We start from the raw sequence: 18,778 nt of genomic DNA on the forward strand, positions 1-18,778 counted from the left end.
GTACGATGGTGATGTTGAAATGATTGCCCAAGACTTTTGCAAAGTTTTCCTGTTGCAGAAAGTTCATTTTTGTCGCGTGGATGTAAGATTCTTACTGCTGATGCCCGACATCGTGCTTATGGTTTCATCCAAACCTTTTGTTGGGTCGGTTTGTAGAGCAACGGATGATGCGGTTGAATGAGTTCTTCATTGCCCTTCTGCATGGCCTTGAATTCCTCGGAAGCAAAAAACGCTGCACACCGCTGGGCCACCACACCGTAAGTTTGTTCGATCTCCATCGGGCCCCGTGCTAGTTGAAGCGCCATGATTAACTCATGTGTCATGACACTCAGATTCCCATCGGGTCGGACCAACGAAAGTTCGGACGTTGAGCTTGCTGTCAAAACGCAAGTATTGGATTGCCCAATGTCTTTCAGTCGCGTGACTTCTTGGTCTAAAAAGTCGGAAGGCATTGGCGCATGATTTCGATTGGGAACATTCCGTGAAATCGCATCAGGATCGGAAATCGATTTTTCGTTGGTCACATAGCCGCCCGAATGGCAAACGTCCAAAATAACAACAATTTCGCGACCGGCGAGCGATTGCAACCAGTGGGCGAACAAATCGTCGGTGACGCCGGTTTGACGCGCGAGTTTGTGATGCGCGACTTCGGCCGAATCGACCCCCTGAATTATGCGACGTAAAGCCGGAATCAGTGCTTTGTTTTCGGGCGTGATCGTTCCCTCCTCTGCCTGCTTCAAAAGACCCAAACATTCTGGTAACCCGATGAAGTCGGAAGGCAATAGAAGTTCGTCCTGTTTGTCGGCTTCGTCACCTCCGTCGTCAGGAATTTGTCCACCGTGGCCGGAAAAGTAAATAAAGACGGTATCGCCAGGACGCGACTTCTGGGGCAGCCATTGGGTCACCATCGATTCGAGATTGGCACGCGTTGCTTGTTCGTTGACAAACACACGCGACTCATGAATGTCGCCCACATGATTCATCATCTCGTTCAAGATCATTGCATCGCGATGCGGACTGCTAAGATTCGAATTGTGTTCGGTGAATAGTTCTGCTTGTTTGGAGAACTGGTATTCAGAGACACCGAAGTAGACTGCAAATCGTTTCGCCCCCGATGCCGCAAGTTCTTGATTGCGGGCGTACGTCGTCACTTTCACTTCGGTTTCAGCCCATGTTTTTGAAACCTGCGCCGGCTGTTCAGCATTTGGCGGTACCGACTCTTGTGACTCTACCGCATTTTTATTGACCAACTTGTTCGTCACACGTTCCAGCTCATCCTTTGAAACCACGTTAAATCGCTTCGACTTCATTTGTTCGCTGGATAAGTTTTCGATTGGCGTTTCACTTGCGATCACCTTCACGGTCTCGGTCCCAAACGGCGCGGCGATTCGCCAGCGGAATTGATCGTCCGCCGAAGGAATCGTCACGACCTCTTTCGCCTTCACGCGATTGTTTTGCTGACCTGCATTCGGGAAGACCTGATACGCACTGCCATCGGATTGTTGATAGATGACGTAAAGATACGCGTCGCGTTCACTGACCACTCGAATGCGAAACTCATCCCCCTCGCGATAGTCTTGATTGCCATGGTTAACCTGTGCGTTCACCATAAAGTCGGGAGCGTCTTGCTGAATCGCAGAAACCGACTCCACCGTCTCGGCGGTCCACCCGAACTGAGACCCAAAAAACGTACTCACGAGCAACAGGGATATTCGCAGAAATTTGTCTACGTTGTGCATCGAAAAGGTTCCATGAGGTGAGCAGAGGTGAGGTGTTGTTGCGAAATCATCGTCAGAAAACGCGTTCATCCGCTTTTGGCAAGCCGTGCGGACAGACGCAACATGGAATCATCGTCCCGTCAAAGTGAACGCTGCCCAATAAAAAGGATGCGCCGCTCCCAGTGTATTGCGACGATGTTCGATCATCGATCTTTGAGCTGCACATAACGCAGCCGATTTACTTTTGCCGTTGGCTAGGTTTTGAAAGAATGCCTGCATCAACGGAACGGTTGCCTCATCAGGTATCCTCCAAAGCGAAGAGGCAACGGCATCGGCCCCCGCAAATTGAAAGGCTTGCCGAAGCCCGGCGACCCCTTCCCCGCAGCGAATGTCCCCGCGACCGGTATCACAGGCGCTGAGCACGACCAATTCGGTGCCGCGCAGATCGATGCCGACGACTTCTAATCCTGTCAGCACGCCATCGTCTAACAGATCATCCGCGTTTGCATCGCGTTGGTTGCAACCTGAAAACAGCAGTCCACACCGCAACAGCGGATTTTGCATGACGCTGCCGCCGTGACTCGCCTGCATCGATGAACGCGAAGCACTAGCAGATGGTTGCGGGGTGCCAGCCGCCGACTCTTGATCGGCGAAAAAGAATCCATGTGTACTTAGTACCAAAACACGTGGTCGATAGCTGGCCTTCACTTGCGTTTCGGTTGCCTGATTGCCTAAAAAAACTTGCGGCGATTGCCGCGCGAACCGTTGCAGTTCCGGCTCGATCAGTTTGGCTTCGACCTCGGTTCCTTTGAGACGTTGGACATTGTCAATGTTCTCCACGCTACGCATAGCGAACATCATCGGCGAGGGTGCCGCTAGCGGGCTTGCGACGTCCTGCGCGGCAAGTCGTTCCCGAGCAGAATCGTAGTCAGGATTGGCCATGATCACAGGAGCTGTCACACCCGCGTGATTCTGCCGACGCCCCACCAGTTCGCGTCCACTGACAACGTAACGAACGTCCAAACGGTCGATCAAAAAATCGGAACCGACGGGCAACGCAGCCCACGGCACCAACCATAACGTTGCATCAGGGCTCAGAATTAACTCATCGGCCTCGTCGAGATAAGGCATCAACGGCGAAAGGATTTGATCCGACAGCCGCTTCGTTGCGGGGGCCAGACGTTGAACAGCAATTCGTTGCTGTTCGGCACTGATCTCGGGATCTTTCAACGCGGTTTCGTTCACGACCTCTTGCACTTGTTTGTCGATCGACACGGCGTCACCCAGTGGAACGATTTTGACGTCGCCTTCACCAGATGCTGGAATGACCCAGGCAACATACTGTGGCGTTCCCCACCGTGTCGCATCGGTTTCGAGCTTCGATTCAGGGCGAAAATCATAAGGTTTGAACTGAATGATCTGAACCATCACCGATCCGCTAGGGATATTATCACGCAACTGACCTGGCGACACCCAAGGATCTTGGCCCGACAGACCGGTACCGGCAGAAGCGATCTTGCGTTGCAAGTCCTGTTGCTCGGATTCGAGTGCCGCAATCTGCTCGCGGCGGGTTTGTTCTGCCGCGGGATCGGCTGCAGCGCCGCTCAGTTGAGACAGTCGAGAGCGAACGGCGCGCAAACGGCGAACATCTTCAGCGGTCTCAGGACGTGACAACAGTGCGCCTTCGGCGAGTGCTTCTTGACCGATTGCTTTGCCGTTAACCAACCAACCGATCGATTGCAGCACTGTCCGTTCGGAGGCTTGGTCTAATAGTGCAAAGGACAATGCTTTCGCAAACTGCTCTGTTTCGGTTTCCTGCAAAAAACGCATCTGCTCAGCACTGGACAACGTCGGCAAAATGGACGCCAGATAACGACGCACGATTCTCCGCGATTCTTGAATGGATTTTCCCGCTTGACCTCCGCCGGACATCAACTCCAGTTCTGCCGTTGACATCAGACTGGACGCATAGTTTGGATGATCGGGGCCAAGAGTTCGAAGTAACATCGCGCGCGAACGATCCAAAGTTTCCCGAGCCTTGGGGAAATCTCCTAATGCGCGATATGCCATCGACATGTCTTCTAATACATACACATTATTGGAGTGGTCCAACCCAAAGGCCTTCTCGCTGATTTTCAGCGATCTTTCAAAATGGGTTAGCGCTTGTTCAAAGTCTTTCTCTTCAACGCAAACATTTCCAATACTATTCAGCATGAACGCGACACTACTGCTTTCCGCACCCAATTGCAGTTGATAGATATCAAGCGCCTGTTGAAAGTAATCTCGAGCTGCAACGTATTGCTTGCGTCTCTTGTTGACTTCCCCCAAATCGCCCAAAGGACCTGCCAGATACGTATTGTTCGAATCGTAAAACTGTTGGTAAATACCCAACGATTCTTTGAACCGTTGTTCGGCCAAACTATAGTCGCCAATCTGCATTGCCAACTGCCCCATTGCTGACAACGTTGAAGCGACATCGTCCGTATCATTCGATGAATGTGCCCGAATAATCTTCAACGCGGTCTCAAGATAACCGCGTGCGGTCGAGTAGTCACCCAGCGACATCTTCACCCAGCTGAATGCGGTGTAGGTTCTTGCCAATTCCAAATGCTCGTCGCCCAGGACTTTCCTGCGGATTCCAATCGCCTTGTTGAAGAATTGTATTGCCGACGAATAATCGTCCAAACGGTATGCAACGAGGCCAAGGTCTTGCATCGTTGAAGCGACGTCCACGTCCTCTTCACCGTAGAGTTCGATCATCGTTTTGAGGGCGCGCTGATGACAATCACGAGCTCCATCGAAGTCGTCAAAGCTGTATGACAGTAGATTGCCCAAACGATTCAACGTGATTGCGGTATCGAATGAGATTTCGCCTAATACGTCCTCATAGATCGCAAGCGCGGCCTCGATCTTCTCCTTCGCCTCGTCACGCTTATCCAACTCCAGTGCGATGGTGCCCAGTTCACGCAAGCCATTTGCGTATTCCGGCGTTTGTTCGCCTATCGTTTTCCTGTAGATCCGCTGCGACCGATTGAACCATTCAATCGCGGTTTCGAATCGGCTCTCCGCTTGAGCTACGCTTGCAAGCAGGTTCAAGGCGTTGGCAACTGCCAGATCTTCATTACCCAATAACTTCTCGTTGATGTTCAAAGCACGCAATAAATATTCGTTTGCTTTGCTGAAATTTGACATGTCGCCGTAACACTGGCCGATCAGGCTGATCGTTTCTGCCGTATCCACATCGTCTTCACCAAACAGTTGGATACGGATCGCCAATGCCTGATTGAAAAACGTCAATGCATCGGCAGGACGGCTCAATGCACGCTGGCAATCTCCCATATTGGACAGAGCGATCGCGGTGTCGGCGTTTTGCTCTCCGACGCTGCTGCGATAAGCATTTGTTGCGTTTTGATAGAAATCAAAGGCTTCTGAAAATTTATTTTCTTCCCAACTTAGATTCCCCAACGCATTCAGGATGTTTCCAGCCAGCTGGCTGTTCTCACTCCCTTTCGCCCGATACAAACTCAACGCTTGATCATAATAGCGACGCGCTTCCCCATACGCTTCGGTCTGACATGCGAGATCCCCCAATTCGGAAATCGTGTCGATCGTCACGTCATCCTGTTCACCCAGCAATCGCTTGCGGTGAGCGAGCGCTTTGACGAGGTACTCTTTTGCCTTTCCGTAGTCCCCCAAGGCTGATGATACCGTCCCAAGATTATTTAGGGTTCTGGCAACGTCTTCAAGGGATTTGTCCGCCGTCCGCTCGTAAACTGCTAGCGACTGAAGATACAGGTTTTTCGCCGATTCATAGTCTTCTTCCTCATGAAACATCTGGCCCAAATTGTTGAGAGTGGTACCCACGATAGTTTGGTCGTTTCCCACCGAAGCGCCAAAAGATGCTAATGCACGTTTGTAATAATTACGAGCGGATTCGAAGTTATCCTCCATATGAAATGCATAGGCGAGTTCAAACAGCGCGAAGCCGGTGGTCTCGTTATTCACACCGAATTGACGTAAACAACGTTGCACTTCACGTTCCAGTTGGGCGATCGAAGGCTGGTCCTCGTTCGCTTCGTCGTTCGCTTCGTCGTTCGCGGGTTGCTTTGTTTTGGTTTGCAAATCGTCTTTGGAACCCGTCGGGTTTACTGGCTTCGGCATCTTTCCTGACGGCGGGTTTTGCACCTGCTCTGGCCCCAAGTCACGCTCGAGTCGTGCTTTCCGCGCGTCTTCGATTTGTTTCAATTGCGCTTCTGCTTTCTCTCGCGTCGCTTCTGCCTGAGCGATCTGTTCTTCGACGGTCTTTTGGGCAAAAGCAGGCGTCATCGAAAACAAAACCAGCGTGAATAACCACGGTCGAGATCCGTTAGAGACGATGCGGAATATTGCGTTCACGCTTATCTTCCTGTCAGAGTAAAGGCGGCCCAGAAATAGGGATGTGCGACGCCGGCAATGCGGCGACGCTGGTCGATGATGCTGCGTTGAGCATCACATAACGCTTGAGCTTTGCGTTTTCCCGAGGCGAGATTTGCGAAGAACGTTTGCATCAGCGAGACCGTTGCGTCGTCTGGAATCGTCCACAACGTGGCAGCAACCGCTTCGGCTCCGGCGAATTGAAAAGCTTGACGCAGTCCCGCGACCCCTTCGCCACATTGGATGCTTCCCAAACCCGTGTTGCAAGCGCTCAAAACAACTAACTCCGTGCCTCGCAGGTCGATTCCGACAACTTCCAATCCGGTTAATACGCCATCATCGGACACCGAATCGAGAACATTCCGGCGGTTATTGCAACCGGCGAGCATCAACCCGCACCGTACTAGCGGATTGCCCAGCAGGCGGCCATCAGCCGTTCTTGTTGCAGGTGCATTAGGTCGGTCCGTTGTAGGATGGTCCGCATCGAGCCGAACGACCTGGTCTTCAAAGAAGTATCCATGCGTGCTGAGCACAAGAAATCGCGGCCGATAAAGTGATTTGACGGCCGTTTCGGTTGCGTTAGCTTGCAACAACACTTTCGGCGGTCGCGCGGCAAGTTGTTCTATCTCCGGCGAGATCAACTTTGCCTCGGTGGCAGTCCCTTTCAAACGATTCACATGGTCGATTTCTTCGATGCCCCGTAACGCGAATAGATCGTGATCCGCCGAAGCATCTGAATCTTTTGTTGGATGATCGGCGATGTTGCGAAGGTCAAGATTTTGCATTTCCAGATCGTAATCGGGATCCGCAACGATCACGGGTTCCGTGATCCCCGCATGTTGTCTACGGCTGGCGACCAACTCACGCCCGCTGACGACGAATCGCAAATCATGTCGATCGATGACAAAATCGCGTTCGATTGGCAACGCGGCCCAAGGTGCTAACCACAACGCTCCGTCGGGGCTTAGGATCCATTCCTTGGCCTGTTCGGCAAAAGGCAACAACGGGGCGATTAATCGATCTGCCAATCCTTTCATCAGAGGCTGCAGTTCGCCAACGGATTGTCGCTCCATTTCAGGCGATGGGTCGGCGGGCATCCCCTTCAGTTTTGTCGTCGTTTGTTCGACCAGAGCGTCGATTTTCGCAGCATCACCAAGATCAACAATCTTCACGTCCCCTTCTCCGCTAGCGGGAATCAGCCAAGCGAAATATCGTGGTGCATCCTGATTCAGCTTGTTTGTCGTCGACGCGTGTTGGCGGAACTCGTAGGGGAAAATTTGTGCAAGTTGAATCATGATGGAACCAGCGGGCAGGCTGTCCCGCAATTGACCCGCCGAAACCCAAGGATCGACATCCGACATTCCAGTTCCCGCCGCCGCGATTTGACGCTGCAGATCCTGTTGCTCGGTTTCGAAGGCGGCTATCGCTTCGCGTCGTTCCTGTTCATCCATCTGGCCGACACTCAGACTTCCCAATTGGGAAAGTCGAGCACGAACGACGCGCAGACGGCGTACATATTCAATCGTTTCAGGTCGCGATAATAAGGCACTTTCGGCAAGCGCTTCTTGCCCGATAGCCTTGCCATTGATCAACCAACCGACCGATTGAATCTTGATCCGTTCGGACTCGGGGTTTTCGACGGCGAAGGATAAACACTTGGCAAAGCCGTCGGTTTCACTGCGACGTAGAAAGTGTATCTGTTCGTTCGCCGTCATGGTTGGCAAAACGGTCGCCAATCGCTTTCTGGACAATCGACGGGCTTGTTCAAAATATTGACCAGCCTTTACGGTTTGGTTTGCCTGCGCCTCCAATTCGGCCAATGCCATCAGAACCCAAACGACGGACGAATGTTCATGACCCAGCGTTCGTCGCCGGATCGACAATGCCTGCTCCAACGCCTGGCGGGCGTTCTCAAAATCGCCAGCATCGCGATTGACGACCGCAAGGTTCTCAATCGCGTCGACCGTTTCAAGGCTCTGCGGACCAAGCGCCAATTGAAATATTTCAATCGCCTTTCGATAGGCAACTTCCGCCGCGTCCAAATCACCCATTCCTTCCAGGATGGCGCCCTTCATGTTGTACCGTTTGGCAATATGCCAATGTGAGTCACCCAGTGCTTTGCGACTTTTTTCGAGTGCTAATTCGTTGTATTGAAGTGATTTCTCGTACTCCTTCAAGTCTTTATGCACCATTGCAAGGAAACTCAGCGGCTCGGCGACGTAGGTGCCGTCATCGCCAAACAATTCCGTGTTGATTTTCAGCGCTCGTTCAAAACACTCTTTCGCAGTAGAGTAGTCGCCCAACGTGTGCGCCAAGTCACCTTGATTAATCAGAGCCCCCGCAGTGAGAGAACTTTTCTCACCAAACAGCTTCAAATGGATCTGCAATTGTTGATCAAAATGTCGGCGTGCTGCCACAAAGTCGCCGCTGCCGTGCGACAGCACGCCCAAGCTATCGAGCAAGTGCGCTGTTTCGACGTGAACATCGCCACATGTCTCCTGCACAATATCTAGCGCTTGCTGCAACAGACGTTGTGCCGTCGCGTAGTCATCCGACTGACGCGCCAGGTCACCCAACTGCCGCAGGGTTACTGCGACATCCGTACTCCGCCATCCGCTTACCTTTTCAAATATCGCTTGGGCGCGTGTGTGATAGGCCTTGGCGCCTTCAAGATCCTGCCTGCCTAGCGATGCAACCGACCCGAGCCAGTTCAAACAAATTGCAACTTCTCGGTGCTCCGAACCGTAGATCTGTTCATACATCGGCAACGCGCGATTGAAGTCCTCGGCGGCCTTCTCAAAATCGTCCAACTCATAGCGACAGATTCCGAGTTCGCGCCACGCCCGGGCGGTGTTATCCGACACCGAGAGATTTTGCTGATCAAAGATTTTCAAGGCGTCCATATACAGCGGAATTGCCGCTTCATAGGCTTCGCGCGCGCTCTCCAGCACGCCCAGATTCAGAATCGTCGCGCCCACCTCTAGATGCGACTCGCCGTATATCCTGCGTTCGATCTCCAATACGCGCTGATAATACGCTTCGGCTGCTTCGTAGTCGTACATGCCAAGCGCTGCGTGTCCGCAACCCGTCAACGCACTGGCCGTTTCTGCGTCGTCCTCCCCAACGATTACGAGCCATCGATTCAATGCTTGTTGATAGTAGTCCAACGATTGCTTGAACTGATTGTCGCTATAAGTCGATTTGCCGAGACTCGCGAAGGCCGTCGCAACTTCCGCACTTTCATCGCCGTGCACCTTGCGTGAAACCGACAGCATCTCTTGAAAAATATCCACCGCGGCTTTGAATTCGGAAAGCTGGAACAGCGTATTCCCCAGGTCCATCATTGTCGCCGCGGTCCGTTCATGCTCGGTTCCTAACACTATCCGAAAGATGGCCAACGCTCGTAGAAAGTGCTTGCGCGCCGTCTCGTAGTCGCCAACGAAGAACTCAACCAGCCCCAAGCGATGGACAATGTTTCCCTTTTCAATGGTGTCGGTATCTGCAAGCGATTCGAAAACGGAAAGGGCTTGTTCGAAACTGCGGCGGCTTTCATCGAACTTTTCGCTCAAACGAAGCGTGTCGCCGATTCCAAACAAACACTCTGCCGTTTTGGCGTGTTTGTTGCCTAGATACCGTTGATAGATCGCAAGGGCCGCTTCAAATTCTTCCGTTGCTTGCACAAGCTGATCCAGTTGTTTGTGCAAGTAACCCAACATCAAACGAGATTCAGCGACATCGGGATGTTCTTCACCGAGAACGTCCTGCTCGACGACCAAACAACGTCGAAGGGGTTCAATCGCCGCAGCCCATTCCGCTTTCGCGTTCAACTCTCGATAGACAGCGAAATCTCGATAGGCCTTTTTCAAACGCTCCTGCTCGGCAGGAGACTGTCCGATCGCGTGGTATTGAAGATCGCTCGATTTCAACCAGCCTGGGCGGTCCGAATTCGGAGGCTTCGCCAGGAACCAACCATCCTTTTGCTCTAAGACATAGAGATAGGTGTTGGCTGGCACCGTTGCGAGCACTTCGTTGCCGTTCATCAATTTTGCGGAGTGCTGCAACAGAATCATCGGGCCTTCCTCGGCCTCTGCCTTGGCAAAGCAGATCCCGATCAGAAGGAGAAGCCAGAAACACGCACAGGTTTTCAAACGGATCATGTCGATCGTGGCTGAGTGAGAGACCATAGCGATGCGATGCGTAAACGTTAGCGACACTCCCTATTATAGTCATCGAGTTTACCAACCCGCACGGCGAACAAATGTCCATCCAAAGCTTCCATCCGGTGCTGCTCGTTGTGCTCCCACCAACGGCAACCGTATCGGATCGGCTCTTCATCGTCACGGTTCCGCCGCATGCTGTGGTTCCATCCGGCGCAGCAGTCACAGACGGATACTAGAAGGTAGCTAGCGGTTTTACGAAGCGACGCAAGGCGAGATATATGACGCTCGCCGCATCGGGTTGGAACCGGCATTCGAGAGTTGATTTTCCGATGTCCCCCACATTCGCACTGGCAAGCAAAGATCCGAACTGGGGCACACTTCGAGTGCAACGTGTTGGGAGCCCACTGACGTCCGTTCGACGGACGTTTCCTCGATTGCGTGCCTTTTCAATGAAAGGAGGCTTACCGTATCGGCCAGGGAACATGGGCAAATCCAGTGGCACTCGACCGTCTCGTAGGCATTGATGCTTTGATTTAGGTGGCGTAGGGATTCGTTTTGACGCCGTTGGGTTGCAGCATCGATCCGCCGGTCGATGCGTTTTGCACCGGGGCGACTTCCGATCCGAACTGGCGAGCCCACGACGAGATCGCTTTGGCGTCGCGGTAGCCGGTGAACTGTCCCAGCGGTTTACCGTCGCGGAAGATCACGGTGTGCGGGATCCCCGAGACTTTAAATTTGCTAGCCAACGCGCGGTTGCGATCGACGTTGATCTTGACCACTTCGACGTTCCCGGTGACATGCTCCAGTTGCTCGTCGATCATCCGACAGGGACCACACCAAGGGGCCCCAAACTTCACCAGCACCAAGCCCGGGCCTTCGATCTGTTTCTCGAAGTCGGCGTCGGAGTAGTTGCCGGTGATTCCCGCCAATCCGTCGCTGGAGTAGTGGTTGTAGCCGTAGTAGACGATGAGCGCAAGCAGCCCGATGCCCATGATCTTGTTCATGATGGAAACCCTTTGGGTGAAGGTGAAGTGTTCTGTTGGGAGAGGTGTTCTGTGTTTGTGTTCGGAGGCATCAGCCGCGGAACGCGCGTTGAGGGATCGTTGGTGGACCGGACCCTGTCACGTTGCGGCTGATGCCTGACCGTGGTCGTCATCCGGGGATCAAACTTCGTTGGTCGTTTGCATCCAGGCAGCGGAATCGGTGGAATCGATCGGCAGTGCTGGCGATGTCGGTTCGGTTTCGGGAGCGACCGCCTCTTCCTGATCGACTTCGAATTCGTAGACGAATCCACCGCGATCATCCCAATCGACAACAACGCGTCGCACCGGCTGGCCTTCGACATTGCGAGACAGCAGTTCGGCCGAGAGCTCTGGCAAGATGTTCTGCTCGATCACCTGGTCGACCTTTCGCGCCCCGGTGTCGACCGAAACGCATTGCTTCGCCAATTGCAGGATCAAACCGTCGGTGAAGACGAGTTCCGCCTTGTGGTGTTCGCGCGTCCGTTGAACGACTTTGTTCAGCTTCAGCGTGGCAATCCGCTGCAATACGTCGGTTTCCAGTGGGAAATAAGGGAGCACGGTGATCCGGCCCAAGAAGGCAGGCTTAAACGTTTTCAACAACTCTTCGTGCAACGCATCTTTCAATTCCACCAGGCTCGGTTGACGCCCGTCGCTGCACATCTGAGCGATCAAGTCGGTGCCGGCATTGGTCGTCATGATCACCACGCTGTTCTTGAAATCGATGTCGCGGCCTTGGCCATCTTTCATCTGTCCCTTGTCGAAGACTTGGTAGAAGACATCTTGCACGCCGGGGTGCGCCTTTTCCAGTTCGTCCAGCAGAATCACCGAGTAGGGTTTACGGCGGACCGCTTCGGTCAACACGCCCCCTTCGCCGTAGCCGACGTATCCGGGAGGCGAACCCATCAGCAGCGAAACCTTATGCTCTTCCTTGAACTCCGACATGTTGATCGTCGTCAGTTGTTGGGTGCCGCCGTAAAGCGTGTCGGCCAAGGCCAACGCGGTTTCGGTTTTTCCGACGCCCGAAGTTCCGGCCAACATGAAGACGCCGATCGGTTTGTTCGGGTCGCCCAGTCCGGCTCGCGAGGTGCGGATGTGGCGAGCGATCTCATCCAATGCGTGCGATTGGCCGACGACCGATTCTTCCAGCCGTTGCTTCAGATTCAGAACCGCCGTCGTTTGATCGGTGCTCATCCGTCCCAGTGGAATGCCGGTCCAAGCGGAGATCGTGCTGGCGACCGATTGCGAATCGACGTCGACGTACATCAACGGTTCCTCTCCTTGGGTGTCGTCCAAGTCGGCTTCCAGCCGCGTCAGTTCCGCTTGCAATTCGGTCAACGACATTGCAGCCAGTGGCGACGTTTCATCGTTCGATTCGTTTTCGGCAACGCGATCGTCGGGCTTAGCCAACGTGTCGGTTGTCTCAACGTTTTTTCGATGGATCTGGTCTTTGATCTGCAAGATCTCTTTGACCGCAAACTTTTCTTGATGCCAGCGGGCTTCGAGCTCCGCCAGTTTAGCTTCGCTTTGTTCCAGTCGACCGTTCATCTCCGCCAGTTGATCGGCGTGGTCGGCACCCCAGCTCTGTTCGTCTCGCAGCCGATCGCTGCGTCGGCGGATCCGTTCGCACTGAGCACGAGCGTCTTCGATGGCGCCGGGGGTACTGTTTTGGCTGATCGCGATCCGTGCACATGCGGTGTCCAGAACGCTGACCGCTTTGTCGGGCAACTGGCGACCGGTGATGTATCGGCTGCTGAGCGTGACCGCCGAATCGATCGCATCGTCCAGGATTCGCACGCCGTGATGCTGTTCCAACTTGTTCGCCACGCCACGTAACATCGCCTTGGCCACGTCCAACGAAGGCTCTTCGACCTTGACGACTTGGAAACGCCGCGTCAACGCCGCGTCTTGTTCGAAGTACTTCTTGTACTCCGACCACGTCGTCGCGGCGATCGTTCGCAATTCGCCACGGGCAAGGGCTGGTTTCAGCAGGTTCGCAGCATCGCCGCCTCCCGCTTGCGCACCGGCACCGATCAGCGTGTGGGCTTCGTCGATCATCAAGATGATCGGCGTGGGGCTGGCTTGGATTTCGTTGAGGATCGATTTCAGACGATTCTCGAATTCCCCTTTGACTCCCGCTCCCGCTTCCAATTGTCCCAGATCCAACGAGCGGATCGTGATGTTCTGCAGCGCTTCGGGAACGTCGCCGTTGACCACTTTCAGGGCAAAGCCTTCGACGACGGCGGTTTTTCCGACGCCCGGTTCTCCCGTCAGGATCGGGTTGTTCTGCCGGCGACGCAGCAGGATGTCCATCAATTGTCGGATCTCGGCGTCGCGGCCCAGGACCGGGTCGATCTTGCCATCGCGGGCTTGCTGCGTGACGTCGGCGGTGTAGCGATCCAGGCTGGGCGTTTTGCTGGGGGCACCGCCAGCGTTGGCTGGGGCCGAATCGTTGCCGGACTGCATAAACGATGTCGGCAGCGACGCGCGCGCTTCGACGCTTTGGGTGGTCACGACAGGTAACGCGTCGGTGATCGCATCGGCTGAAATTCCGTCGAGCAACCGGACCAGGGGAGCACCGATTTCGAAGTGCAGCGGGTCGCGAACGATCGCCGCCAACAGATGCCCCGATCGAACTTGGGGAGCGGCGTATTGAACCGACGCCAACATCCAAGCCGCTTTGATCAATTCGACCGTGGTGTTGCTGAGTGCCGGGGCACGGCCGTTGCCGGTCCGCATCTTGTCCAACACCCCTTCGGCAACCGATTGGAAACGGGCGATATCGATGTCGAAGTGACGCAGCAACAGTGGCAGGTCGCCATCGGTTTCGTCCAGTAGTTTCAGCAACCAGTGTTCGATCTCGACGTGGAAATGGGTCCGCGACAAACACAAGCCGGCAGCGGATTCGAGGCAACGGCGAGTGGGATCGTTCAGTTTATTGACAAGCGATTTGAGTTGCAGCGATGCCATCGTGGATACCGTCTCGTGAAAGGAAGGGTGATGTGAGTGGGAAGTGAATTAAAAAGGGAAGTCGCTCGATCGCGAGCGATTAGTTTGTCGCGTGCCAGCCCAACAGATAGGCCAGCACAGCACATGTGGTGATCGCGACACTGGCGTAGATCGCCGCCGCGGTTCGGCGTTGCCAAACGTCGCGTTGGCGACGCTGGGGCAGCCATTGAACTTCGTTTTGAATGTCCAGGATCTGAGGGATCACGCCTTCGGCAAAAGCGTGTTTGGTCGCTCCCGCAGCTCCCGTCGCGGCGACGAAACATCCGCGAAGACGTACGTTGCCGGCGGTCGCGGCGATCGATCGACGCAGCAGACGGGACATCCCGTCGCGGCGTTGACGCATCGTGTCGACAACGCGATGGATGGCGTGATTTCCCTGTCGCAAGATCCGATCTTGGGCGGCGTCTTGCAGGTTGCGAGTCATCAAACGGTAGGCCAACGGTGGGAACAGTTCATCGCAGATCCAACGGACTGCTTGATCGATGCCCGCCGGACCGGCGTCCGGTTCGCTGACAGGCGGTGCGGGCAGGATCGCCCCCAGGCGACGATGACGCTGCGTTTCGGGGAACCGGTCCAGCAATGCCTGGCCTCCTTCGCAGAGTTCCAGGTCGCAGAAGATCACTTGGGCCGAGACCGAAGACTGCGTGGCCGTGGCGATCGTGTTTAGGTCGCGTTCGATCCGCATCCCGACGTGGTCGGCGGTTTCGATGCAGTCGGCGGCATCCAGTGGCAGCATCAGAACGACGCCATTGATCGGGCAGAACGGTTGGCGAATTTCGGCGATCTCGCGGCACAGGCCATCCAAACGGTCCAGCAGTTCCAACGCTTCGGATTGTTCCAATCGCATCATCGGCAACTTGGCGGTCCGCGGTTGCAGGATGGTTGCCGGTCGAACGGTCGCCACCGCTTCTTCAGTCGTTAACGTTTCGATCTGCGCGAAGGTATCGTGCATCCGATTGACGGTTGGGTCCACGGAGGCAGCGGTGGTTGGAAGAGTCGCCGTGGCGGCCAACGCTCCGGTATCCGAAGCGGTTGAAAACGATGGCTTCGCCGCAGCGGGGGCGGTGGCTGAAAAGCTTGGCGATTGCGGTGGGGTGTTTGCTCCATCGCCCGCCTGCCACACGTGTGCAGGTCCGCGGTGGATGCTTGTTGGGCCTTCGCTGCCCATCGTTTCCAGGTACTTTTGTCGCGCGGCGGCGGCGCGGCGGGTGAAATTTCCAGTCAGCGAAGCTTCGCGACAGCAGACGTAGATCGCATCGCGGTTGCCACAAACTTGGATCGGTTGATCGGCTTCTTCGGCACTCGGCAGCACGACCAGGTCGGTGTGACTGGCGGAGAAAAAGTCGCGGACACCACCGGCGGGACTTCCTAACACCAGATACAACGGTGTGCGAGCGACATCGATTCCGGCAGCGGTGAAGCGATGCAAACTCTCCTGCCAAGCGGAATGGATCCCACCGCTGAGCGGCTTTTCGGCGGGCATTCGCAACGTGTGTGCGACAAACCAGGCCGACCAGGCGATCGCGTACAACAGACATCCGACCAATGGCAGCCAGGTAAGGCGAACCATCGGCAGCGACGACCGGACCAACGCGTCCAACTGCATCGTGTATTGAATGTATCCCAGTCCGGCGATGCCCAGCAGGACGGCGACCACGTGTATCGCGATCACGCCCCATCGCTGCCACCGGTCGCTGGCATGCCCAATGGCAACCATCGGGGCAAATGCAATCAAGGCGATCCGCGCAATCTGTCGGAGTGAGGCTTTGAGTAGTGCAATCATTATAAAGAGGGGGCTGGCGGAGGTGGCGGTGTGTGGTTGCGTTAACGGTTCCAAGCCGAAACGGCGAGGTAGGACATCACGGGCAACAGGACGACGGCGGAGGTCCAACCGATGTAGCCCGCCCGTTGCAGAGCCGCGGCGCCGGTTAATGGAGGTGCGTCGGTTGCAGGGGCCAAATCGTTGGCGAAGGGAAGCTTCAATTCGGGTACCAGGCCCAGGCCGAGCCGCGTTTGATGCATCCAGGCAGATAACTGTTCCGGATTACTGCGGTGTTGGCCGGTGAAACCGAGGCTGACGCAGAGATAAAAGACGGCCAGGTCTTCGCCACGACCAAGCGTTTCGGCCAATTGCGCCTGACGCCAGAACATCCAAGCTCGATCGTTGCTGCCGAACAGCTCGCCTTCGATCTTGTTTTCGTTCCAGATCCGACCGGCGGTTGGATCCTCGGTCATCATCTCATCGATCCAGCAGGCCAACGGATAACCGAGGCCCAGGTAATCGCTGCTGGTGCTGTGCCCGGCGGCGAGTTCGGCGTTGCGAATCCTCGACAGCAGCTCTTTTAATTCGCTGCGGCCGCTGGAAAAGCGTTCGGTCTGTCCGGCGGCCAACGCCTCGCGCAATTGCCAGGTTATAGAGAGCACCGGATCGACTAGCTGGGCGGTTTCAGGTCGCATGAGTTTTAGATTTTTTGTCTACGGTTTCAGAAGCGGGTTCCGTGCTTCGAAAGCTAGGTCACGACCGGGGGGAAAGGTGTGAAGTGCCAACGAATTTGCGGCAAATGTATGTAGTTAGCCAACTACATACCGTGCCCGTGGAATGCTGGGTATGCGGAAATCCGAACGATTTGGGAAATGCAAATCTTTCTTTTTGCGTCGCCAACTTTTGTGGTCTAGCTTTCTCCGGACATCGCGGCCAACTGCTGCGACGCCAATCCAAATCACACTTTTTGATTGAAGCAGCGATGCAAGTAACATCCCCCGCCACCTTCGACATCGACGCCCTGTTACAGGCGATCGATGGCGACCGACCCAGCGGAGATGGACGTGCTTATGCTCGTGGCTTGCGAGCCGAACTGGCCGAATTGCGAAACCCGCCTCGCTCGGCAAACCCCGACGACCAAGACACCGACGGTGGTCCCGACTGCGTCGATTGGATGGCGATCACGATGGTCGCGACCGAAGCGTTGTGCGAGAAGACGAAAGACCTTCGCATCGCATGTCATCTAACCGAAGCCGCGATGCAACACTGGGGCATCGCCGGACTTCGCGACGGTCTGATCTTGATGCGACGGATGGTCGAACAATTTTGGGACACGTTGGCACCGGAACTGGATCCCGACGATCCCGACGCCCGCTGTTCACCCTTGGAAAATCTGTTGGACGACCCCAATCGCGGGCCACGGATGCCAAGCGTTCTGCGGTCGCTGCCAATTCTCAATGCAGGCGTTCATAAATTCAGTCTGATGACTGCGACGCGGAAGAGCGAAGATCTAACGAGTGCGGAAATCGCCACCGCAATCCGCCAAGTAACGGTCCAGGATGCCTGCCAGGTGTCGGAAGAGGTCGATGGCGCGATCGCCGAACTGGAATCCTTCCATCAGGTGCTTGTCGATCGGATGGGGGAGTACGCTCCATCGTTTGTCCATCTGGAAGAATCGTTAAACGTCATTCGCCAATGGCTCGACAGCGTTCTAAAACCACAATTTGAATCGCGCGACATCGTCGATGCCGAGGAGGCAGTCATGCCGCAACCCAAAACACCCACGCTAACCGACACGAGCGATTCGACGGCAATCGTCGCAACCACGCAACAACTGCGTGCCCAAACCTACCAACAACTGACCGAAGCGGCTGCCATCCTGCGGCAGATCGAACCGCACAGCCCGATTCCTTTTATGGTGCAACGCGCCGCCCGCTTGGGTCAGCTGCCGTTCCCGGAATTGATGGCTCAATTGGTCAACGAAGAATCGACACTGGAGATGTTTCACCGTGAATTAGGCTTGTCCGCCGACGGTGATCAGGCGTCAGGGATTGACGAATAGAGTTCCGATCCATGTCCACCACGACGAGGTTTGTGGGGACATTCATTTAACCTAGCTTTCTCAATTGGGGGCATTCGATGAGCGATAGTCGACAACACACACTGGACCGAGTCCGACGACCACGTGTCCAAGTGACCTACGACGTGGACACCGGCGGGGCGTTGGAATCTAAGGAACTGCCGTTGGTCGTCGGCGTGATGGCCGATCTTTCGGGCCAACCCGAAGTTGCCAATGCTCCTTTGAAGGAACGCAAGTTTGTTCCAATCGACCGCGACAACTTCGACGACGTTTTGGCCAAGAGCAACGCTCGCGTCGCAGCTCGCGTCGACAACAAATTGACCGATGACAACTCGCAATTGTCGGTCGCACTGAACTTCCGTTCGCTGGAAGACTTCGAACCCGAACAGGTCGCTCGCCAAGTTCCTGTTCTGCGTGAATTGCTCGACATGCGAACTCAACTGTCGAACTTGCTGGGCAAGCTCGAAGGCAACGACAAGCTGGAAGAACTGCTGAGCGAAGTGCTGGAAAACAGCGAAGCCGCTAAGAGCTTGCAAAGTGAACTCAACAGCGACACGCCTGCTGAGTAGTCCCGCATTGATCCGTTATTCACTCAAAAAATACATAACCAACACGTT

General features: G+C 55.1%; 9 protein-coding genes. 2 read left to right on the forward strand and 7 right to left on the reverse strand.

What is annotated here, in order from left to right; translation table 11 throughout:
* Window positions 1-116: 116 nt before the first annotated feature.
* The 7 genes from Poly24_RS06775 to Poly24_RS06805 all read right to left on the reverse strand — a co-directional run bounded on the left by Poly24_RS06775 (window position 117) and on the right by Poly24_RS06805 (window position 16,776).
* The gene (locus Poly24_RS06775; protein ID WP_197452380.1) at window positions 117-1,697 is read right to left on the reverse strand and encodes a DUF4384 domain-containing protein; all 1,581 of its coding nucleotides are present in this window, start codon (window positions 1,695-1,697) and stop codon (window positions 117-119) included.
* A 150-nt stretch (window positions 1,698-1,847) separates the two neighbouring features.
* The gene (locus tag Poly24_RS06780; RefSeq protein WP_145092296.1) at window positions 1,848-6,113 is read right to left on the reverse strand and encodes a tetratricopeptide repeat protein; all 4,266 of its coding nucleotides are present in this window, start codon (window positions 6,111-6,113) and stop codon (window positions 1,848-1,850) included.
* Window positions 6,114-6,115: 2 nt separating this feature from the next.
* A complete protein-coding gene (locus tag Poly24_RS06785) occupies window positions 6,116-10,201 on the reverse strand; it encodes a tetratricopeptide repeat protein (protein WP_231753499.1) in 4,086 nt (1,361 codons plus the stop codon).
* A gap of 623 nt (window positions 10,202-10,824) precedes the next feature.
* Window positions 10,825-11,295, reverse strand: a complete 471-nt coding sequence (locus Poly24_RS06790; protein WP_197452382.1) for a thioredoxin family protein — start codon at window positions 11,293-11,295, stop codon at window positions 10,825-10,827.
* 159 nt (window positions 11,296-11,454) lie between these two features.
* A complete protein-coding gene (tssH, locus tag Poly24_RS06795; RefSeq protein ID WP_145092302.1) occupies window positions 11,455-14,280 on the reverse strand; it encodes a type VI secretion system ATPase TssH in 2,826 nt (941 codons plus the stop codon).
* Between the two features lie 79 nt (window positions 14,281-14,359).
* Window positions 14,360-16,102, reverse strand: a complete 1,743-nt coding sequence (locus tag Poly24_RS06800; protein ID WP_145092306.1) for a type VI secretion protein IcmF/TssM N-terminal domain-containing protein — start codon at window positions 16,100-16,102, stop codon at window positions 14,360-14,362.
* Between the two features lie 41 nt (window positions 16,103-16,143).
* On the reverse strand, window positions 16,144-16,776 hold the full coding sequence (locus Poly24_RS06805; RefSeq protein ID WP_145092310.1) for a DotU family type IV/VI secretion system protein: 633 nt from the start codon (window positions 16,774-16,776) through the stop codon (window positions 16,144-16,146).
* Window positions 16,777-17,063: 287 nt separating this feature from the next.
* Between Poly24_RS06805 and tssA the strand changes: the two genes are divergently transcribed.
* The gene (gene tssA / locus Poly24_RS06810; RefSeq protein WP_197452383.1) at window positions 17,064-18,143 is read left to right on the forward strand and encodes a type VI secretion system protein TssA; all 1,080 of its coding nucleotides are present in this window, start codon (window positions 17,064-17,066) and stop codon (window positions 18,141-18,143) included.
* Window positions 18,144-18,220: 77 nt separating this feature from the next.
* The gene (tssB, locus tag Poly24_RS06815; protein WP_145092317.1) at window positions 18,221-18,730 is read left to right on the forward strand and encodes a type VI secretion system contractile sheath small subunit; all 510 of its coding nucleotides are present in this window, start codon (window positions 18,221-18,223) and stop codon (window positions 18,728-18,730) included.
* The last annotated feature ends 48 nt before the right edge of the window (window positions 18,731-18,778 follow it).

It is taken from the genome of Rosistilla carotiformis (assembly GCF_007753095.1).
Classification (GTDB): Bacteria; Planctomycetota; Planctomycetia; order Pirellulales; family Pirellulaceae; genus Rosistilla; species Rosistilla carotiformis.

Coding starts and splice junctions, on each gene's coding strand:
- Poly24_RS06785 (WP_231753499.1), bottom strand. CDS start 10,201: ATGATTCTGTTGCAGCACTCCGCAAAATTGATGAACGGCAACGAAGTG.
- Poly24_RS06790 (WP_197452382.1), bottom strand. CDS start 11,295: ATGAACAAGATCATGGGCATCGGGCTGCTTGCGCTCATCGTCTACTAC.
- tssH (WP_145092302.1), bottom strand. CDS start 14,280: ATGGCATCGCTGCAACTCAAATCGCTTGTCAATAAACTGAACGATCCC.
- Poly24_RS06800 (WP_145092306.1), bottom strand. CDS start 16,102: ATGATTGCACTACTCAAAGCCTCACTCCGACAGATTGCGCGGATCGCC.
- Poly24_RS06805 (WP_145092310.1), bottom strand. CDS start 16,776: ATGCGACCTGAAACCGCCCAGCTAGTCGATCCGGTGCTCTCTATAACC.
- tssA (WP_197452383.1), top strand. CDS start 17,064: ATGCAAGTAACATCCCCCGCCACCTTCGACATCGACGCCCTGTTACAG.
- tssB (WP_145092317.1), top strand. CDS start 18,221: ATGAGCGATAGTCGACAACACACACTGGACCGAGTCCGACGACCACGT.